Below are 4328 nucleotides of genomic sequence, written 5' to 3' on the forward strand. Positions count from 1 at the left end.
TCTGATTAAAACACTTCAGATAAAACGTTCAAGTTATTACTATGCTAAAAAGGCTCTTCAAAAACCTGACAAATACGCACATATACGAGGTCGTATACACGAGATTGCAGAAGGAAACTTCTTTACTTATGGCTCTCCTAGAATATGGTTAGTATTGAGAACTAAAGGTATTAAAATATCTGAAAAAGTAGTAAGACGGCTCATGAAAGAAGAGTCAATTGAGGTTAGATATGCCAGGCGTAAAAGACGCTATTCAAGCTATATAGGAGAAATTACTCCTGCATGTATTAACATTGTTAACAATAATTTTCATGCAGATTCACCTAATAAGATTTGGCTTACAGACATTACGAGTTTTCAGTAAAAGAGTCAAAACTCTATTTGAGCCCTATGATTGACTGTTTTGATGGTAAAGTGGTCTTTTACGCTCTTTCAAACCACCCAGATCAGTGTCTTGTAGATGAAATGTTAGAGGGGGCTTTAACTACCCTTGACACTACAGAATGTAAAAGTTTAGTTATTCATACCGATAGAGGAGGTCACTATAGAGGTGGAAGGTGGATTGAGAGGTTAGAAGGTCTTGGTATTACACGCTCCATGTCAAGAAAAGGAAACAGTGGAGATAATGCTGCATGTGAAGGCTTTTTTGGACGAATGAAAACAGAAATGTATTATCCACTTAACTGGGATAGCACAGAAGAATTACGTCAAGCTATTCATACTTATATTGATTTTTACAACAATCACAGAATTAAAATGGGGCTTAAAAGACAATTATGGAACATCGTGCTATGATTGCACAAAATGTCTAAAATTGTCCTAAGCCCCTTTTGTTTTCAATGTCAAGTAATACTAAATGTTAAGCTTTTTTAGCTTAACTACAGCAAGTTTTCCTTGGTATTTCAACGAAAACTCGGGTTTTTAGACACACTTTTTTGCCGCTTACCCCAATTTAGACGATATACGCCAATACGAGTACCACTACGAGTATAACTGCCACGGCAGCAGCAAACACCACGTAATCCATAGGCTTCACATGGTGATGCTGCAACAATGCATGGCATACAAACGCTGCGATCAGCAAGATTACCCCTGAAATAGCATTGGCATACCAAGGTAAATGATTGATGCACGAGAAAACAACACTCGTCAGCCAAATGGTAGCAAACGAAGCAAGCCATGACCGATGCCCTGTTGTGGCATGCTTCTTCGAAATAGTTGCATCATCCATATTAACACCCCAATGCTGCTGTCAAAGTGCCACCTGCAGCGCTACAAGCTATATCAGCCGAAACACCAGCAATTGGTGACGCCAATCCAGAAATACCAAGTGATAATGGAGTACAAACTGTTGCATCCCATAAAACATTCCATCCCACACCAATCCATTTAGGAATACAATGATGTTTCTTTCCACCACGTTCTAAAGCTGTCTCTAAGGAAACAGTAGGAGCAATCCTATGAAGAACTTTGCTATAACCAAAATCAACATGCTGCCCGTCATGAACTGTTAAATTGATAGTTGCTATAGTATGATTTGTTGCATCTCTCCAAGTAGCTATATTATTCTTTACTACGATAGTATCACCAGCTAGCGTATGCACATTCAATCCTTGTCCAGATACTGGAACAATTGAACGTCGACCATCTGGAGAACGCAATCCTCTCATTTCAGACTTAAAATTCACATATTGTGATGTTGATTGAACTGCAAAAGATGGAGTTGCAAACACCATACTTCCAAGTAATGATGCTGCAGCTATTAACAATGAACTAACTTTCTTCATCATAAGATGACCTCTCTAATATTGGCCTTATCAATTAGTGAGTAAGCGTATTCCAGTAAACAGCATGTTGGCCAAACATGTGGTGAGTGACTCACGTTGTTATGCTCACAAGTCAATAGTATAAATACTTGATTGATAGAAACGCCGTCATAATCAGGTAAGCAGCAAAAAGTGTGTCTGTAAACGTGTTTATTCAGGTGCGTCGTTAGTTTAGTGTTCCTTTTCTAATTGATATATCTGAGTAGTAATCTGCCCTACATAAGTCAAAGCTTGTATCGAAACCCGAAGACCCAATTGATTGCTGGTCATCAATAATTTTCTTTGCTACTTATTTGAAGTATTCAGAAGTTATAAATTGTTTAGGATCTGAAGGATTTTCACTATTGAAGTAACACCACCACTCTATAGCTCTCCGCATGTGATCTTCAGATAATCCTTTATGAACACTTACCAATTTCTTTATCTGTGAATTTATGCCACCTTCTAAAGCATTAGTAGTACTAGGAATAGGAACGCTCGTTTTCTCTAATAGTAGAGGATCAAGAAAGGTAAATAGCGTACCATTTTTAACTTGTCTAGCAAGCAGATTATAAGCTTTTCTTGCTGTCTGGTGCGTATACCACCATTGTTGATTCCTTCTTACCCAAGAAGGAATATTTTCTTCAGAAACATTCCTACGGAACGTTTTTTGATTAAGCCAATCTTTCCACTGGTTATAAGATTTCTGTAGTAAATTAACCCATAAATCAGATTCTTTCAACGTTCTGATTTTAACTAACTTTTTAGCTAAACCCCACAAAGCCTTATGTGATTGCAGTCTAGGCTTGCTTGTAGTTAATACGCGTATATTACGTTTAATATGTACTAAACAGCGTTGTACCCGAGTCTCTGGCCAAACTTGTTTAATAGCGCTCAACGCCCCAGAATTCCCATCAGTAATAACAACAGTAAGAGCTAATAAATTATTAAGTAAACTCTTATATGCTTCAGTATTTTCTCTAATGCAACAACCGGCAAAATAATTCCACTTAAGCAACGTATTGGACTTTTAGAGCGCAAGATTAGAGTAGTTAAAGAGAATAGTTATAATGAAACAGACTGGCTCAAATGGTCTAAACATGCATTTTTGAATCTATTTATGGTTTTTAATATCAAGAAGATAGCCTGATTCTGGCAAGAGAAAACCTTCTTGCAACATAACTGGGATAGTACAGAAGAATTACGTTAAGCAATTGATTCTTATAATAACCACAGAGTTAAAAGGGGGCTTAAAAGACAATTATGGAACATCGTGCTATGATTGCACAAAATGTCTAAAATTGTCCTAAGCCCCTTTTGTTTTCAATGTCAAGTAATACTAAATGTTAAGCTTTTTAGCTTAACGACAGCGAGTTTTCCTTGGTATTTCAACGAAAACTCGGGTTTTTAGACACGCTTTTTTGCCGCTTATCCTCAAAAATAGTTCCTTCATTAGGCAACGACATCGTTGTCATCAAAGCAAGCATGAACGTAAACGGACCGAGCGCATTCCCATACGTTTTGAACATCACACCAAAATCATGGCCGAATACCACCATCGACAAGTAAAGGAACATAAAATTCACAGCTGTAAACATAACCAACTTCAGCACGAACATAAGAACCTTGTACATAAGAATATCCTCCTCACTTACTCCACGGAGTCGCACACCAAATAGCAGAAGCTGCTAAGAATGCAGCTAGACCCACAGCTCCACCTCTAAATGCGGCTGGACCAACTGCCTTTAAGATATACATAGCAGCTTGCTTCCAAAGCTGATTTTCAAGTAACTTTGTTAAAGCACCACGAAATATTCCAGCAAGGGTGCCTAGCCCAGTAGCATTAATTATACATTTAGCATAATCCTTCGAACGCACTGCATGATTATCATTAGACGAAATCTTATCAACAGATGCATTTGCATTGAGCTTATGAATTAAATTCTCAAGCACTTCTTTCGGAACATGAGAAAACTCCCCTGCTTGTGTTATAGTCCATTTTTTATTAATTTCATTAAACTTGAGATACCTTGAAAAAATAATTTCAAGATGCTTAGCATAATTATCTATATTCGCATCACTGACATTACTTTCTACAACACTTGGTTCGTTATCCACTATCTCACTAGCTTGAGCAGTTGATACCAGAGAAATACAGGTTGATAATGCTACAACAACTACAGCAATAGACTTAAAAATATGACATTTCATAGAAATTCTCCTTTGTAATTACAATATATAAAAGACCTATCATTAGGTTTAGTACTCATCTTATTCCATAATTTTTTGCCATACAATTGTTGTTGTTATTTTTGATAATATATAAAATGTATAAGGTGTTCTCAGTTTTACTTGTAACAAATAGGAATAGGGTTATTCCCCCAAATACTAAATTATGCAAATAGACTACAATTAGAATACTCAAAATCACAACTACATCCCTAGTCTGTAGCGTAGCTCGTGTTTGGTAGCTGCGGCAAAACAACAAGAAGACCGGCGGTAAAAATCAGCGCGAGTATAGGC

At 37.0% G+C, this 4328-nt stretch carries 6 protein-coding genes and 1 pseudogene; 2 read left to right on the forward strand and 5 right to left on the reverse strand.

What is annotated here, in order from left to right; translation table 11 throughout:
- The coding region (locus ACTJLE_RS06075; protein ID WP_481267859.1) for an IS3 family transposase at positions 1-364 on the forward strand (364 nt) is incomplete at its 5' end.
- 26 nt (positions 365-390) lie between these two features.
- Complete coding sequence (locus ACTJLE_RS06080) at positions 391-795, forward strand: transposase (protein WP_481267860.1); 405 nt, start codon at positions 391-393, stop codon at positions 793-795.
- 157 nt (positions 796-952) lie between these two features.
- On the opposite strand, the gene ACTJLE_RS06085 is transcribed toward ACTJLE_RS06080, so the two are convergent.
- The 5 genes and pseudogenes from ACTJLE_RS06085 to ACTJLE_RS06105 form a co-directional block, all read right to left on the reverse strand.
- Positions 953-1231 carry a hypothetical protein gene (locus tag ACTJLE_RS06085; protein ID WP_033888441.1) on the reverse strand — a complete coding sequence of 93 codons (279 nt, stop codon included), beginning with the start codon at positions 1229-1231 and terminating at the stop codon, positions 953-955.
- Position 1232: 1 nt separating this feature from the next.
- On the reverse strand, positions 1233-1790 hold the full coding sequence (locus ACTJLE_RS06090; RefSeq protein ID WP_473412445.1) for a hypothetical protein: 558 nt from the start codon (positions 1788-1790) through the stop codon (positions 1233-1235).
- A 202-nt stretch (positions 1791-1992) separates the two neighbouring features.
- Positions 1993-2793: pseudogene (locus ACTJLE_RS06095) on the reverse strand (transposase); the annotation flags it as partial.
- Between the two features lie 400 nt (positions 2794-3193).
- Entirely contained in the window at positions 3194-3439 is a 246-nt protein-coding gene (locus tag ACTJLE_RS06100) for a hypothetical protein (RefSeq protein ID WP_481267861.1), read from the reverse strand.
- 13 nt (positions 3440-3452) lie between these two features.
- Positions 3453-4016, reverse strand: a complete 564-nt coding sequence (locus ACTJLE_RS06105) for a hypothetical protein (RefSeq protein ID WP_481267862.1) — start codon at positions 4014-4016, stop codon at positions 3453-3455.
- Between the last annotated feature and the right edge of the window lie 312 nt (positions 4017-4328).

Source organism: Gardnerella sp. CCPDSM (assembly GCF_056754715.1).

Excerpts from the sequence above, each read along its gene's own strand:
- ACTJLE_RS06080 (WP_481267860.1), top strand. The coding sequence starts at position 391 with ATGATTGACTGTTTTGATGGTAAAGTGGTCTTTTACGCTCTTTCAAAC.
- ACTJLE_RS06085 (WP_033888441.1), bottom strand. The coding sequence starts at position 1,231 with ATGGATGATGCAACTATTTCGAAGAAGCATGCCACAACAGGGCATCGG.
- ACTJLE_RS06090 (WP_473412445.1), bottom strand. The coding sequence starts at position 1,790 with ATGATGAAGAAAGTTAGTTCATTGTTAATAGCTGCAGCATCATTACTT.
- ACTJLE_RS06100 (WP_481267861.1), bottom strand. The coding sequence starts at position 3,439 with ATGTACAAGGTTCTTATGTTCGTGCTGAAGTTGGTTATGTTTACAGCT.
- ACTJLE_RS06105 (WP_481267862.1), bottom strand. The coding sequence starts at position 4,016 with ATGAAATGTCATATTTTTAAGTCTATTGCTGTAGTTGTTGTAGCATTA.